This window comes from Psychrobacter sp. NZS113, from assembly GCF_015864825.1.
Classification (GTDB): domain Bacteria; phylum Pseudomonadota; class Gammaproteobacteria; order Pseudomonadales; family Moraxellaceae; genus Psychrobacter.
This window is the reverse complement of the sequence record NZ_JADYWL010000019.1, coordinates 1-1,230: the sequence shown is the minus strand read 5'-3', so window position 1 is coordinate 1,230 and position 1,230 is coordinate 1. Positions and strand designations below refer to the sequence as shown.

Genomic DNA, 1,230 nt, shown 5'->3' with positions numbered 1-1,230 from the left:
GTTAAATACTAGGATCAGTATTAAACGTTTACGTTAGCAACAACACCAGCGCCTACAGTACGGCCGCCTTCACGAATAGCGAAGCGAAGACCTTTGTCCATAGCGATTGGGTGGATAAGCTCTACGCCCATCTCAACGTTATCACCAGGCATTACCATTTCAGTACCGTCTTGTAATTGGATTGCGCCAGTTACGTCAGTAGTACGGAAGTAGAACTGTGGACGATAGCCGTTTAGGAATGGTGTGTGACGACCACCCTCTTCTTTGCTCAACACATATACTTCAGCGTCAAACTTGGTGTGAGGAGTGATTGAACCTGGCTTAGCAAGTACTTGGCCACGTTGTACGTCTTCACGCTTAGTACCACGTAGTAGTACGCCACAGTTTTCGCCTGCACGACCTTCGTCAAGCAGTTTACGGAACATCTCTACACCAGTACAGGTGGTTTTTTGAGTGTCACGGATACCAACGATTTCGATTTCGTCGCCAACGCGTACGATACCAGATTCAACACGGCCAGTTACAACAGTACCACGACCTGAGATTGAGAATACGTCTTCGATAGGCATTAGGAATGCTTTGTCAACGTCACGCTCTGGCTCTGGGATGTAGGTGTCTAGAACTTTCAATAGTTCTACGACAGCTGGTTGACCATATTTTTCTTGTGAGCCTTTTAGGGCTTCAGTAGCTGAACCATGGATGATTGGAGTGTCATCACCTGGGAAGTCGTAGTCAGAAAGTAATTCACGTACTTCCATTTCTACTAGTTCTAGCAATTCTTCGTCATCAACAACATCACATTTGTTCATGAATACGATGATGTACGGTACGCCAACCTGACGTGAAAGCAAGATGTGCTCACGTGTTTGTGGCATAGGGCCGTCAGTTGCAGATACGACTAGGATTGCGCCGTCCATTTGAGCCGCACCAGTGATCATGTTTTTAACATAATCGGCGTGACCTGGGCAATCTACGTGAGCATAGTGACGTGCATCTGTGTCATATTCTACGTGTGAGGTGTTGATGGTGATACCACGTGCTTTTTCTTCTGGTGCTGAGTCAATAGACGCGTAGTCTTTGGCTTCGCCACCTGAAGTGATTGCAGCTACAGTTGCGATAGCAGCTGTTAGGGTTGTTTTACCGTGGTCAACGTGTCCGATGGTACCAACGTTGACATGCGGTTTTAGACGTTCAAACTTGGCCTTTGCCATGGGTATTTCCTCTTTTTTT

The 1,230-nt window shown here is 46.7% G+C and carries 1 protein-coding gene; it reads right to left on the bottom strand.

All coding sequences use genetic code 11. From position 1 onward, the window contains the following. Positions 1–20: 20 nt before the first annotated feature. On the bottom strand, positions 21–1,211 hold the full coding sequence (gene tuf / locus I6E61_RS13955; RefSeq protein WP_197135298.1) for an elongation factor Tu: 1,191 nt from the start codon (positions 1,209–1,211) through the stop codon (positions 21–23). Between the last annotated feature and the right edge of the window lie 19 nt (positions 1,212–1,230).

Bases quoted from the DNA above. Each gene is read 5' to 3' on its own strand.
- tuf (WP_197135298.1), bottom strand. From the start codon at position 1,211: ATGGCAAAGGCCAAGTTTGAACGTCTAAAACCGCATGTCAACGTTGGT.